This is a genomic window from Yersinia aldovae ATCC 35236, from assembly GCF_000173735.1.
GTDB classification, from domain to species: Bacteria; Pseudomonadota; Gammaproteobacteria; order Enterobacterales; family Enterobacteriaceae; genus Yersinia; species Yersinia aldovae.
Map to the genome: position 1 here is coordinate 1 of NZ_ACCB01000138.1, position 243 is coordinate 243.

A 243-nucleotide genomic window follows, 5' to 3' on the forward strand; every position below is an offset into this window, starting at 1 on the left:
GATATCCTCGGGCTTGAGGAAGCTTTGAAACGCCATCCTGAGTTGAAAGGCGATGCGGAAGCCTTGCGTGAGACAAAAGAATACAAAGCCGAAATGCAGAAATACGGCACCGGCAGTGCACTGCAACAAGGTCTTCAGGCCGCAACAGCGGCCATACAGGGCTTGGCGGGTGGCGATATGGCGAAAGCGCTGGCAGGCGCCTCAGCCCCGTATCTGGCGGAAGTGATTAAGAAAAGCACGGGA

General features: G+C 56.0%; 1 pseudogene. It reads left to right on the plus strand.

What is annotated here, in order from left to right:
• Positions 1 to 243: pseudogene (locus YALDO0001_RS19595) on the plus strand (hemagglutinin); the annotation flags it as partial.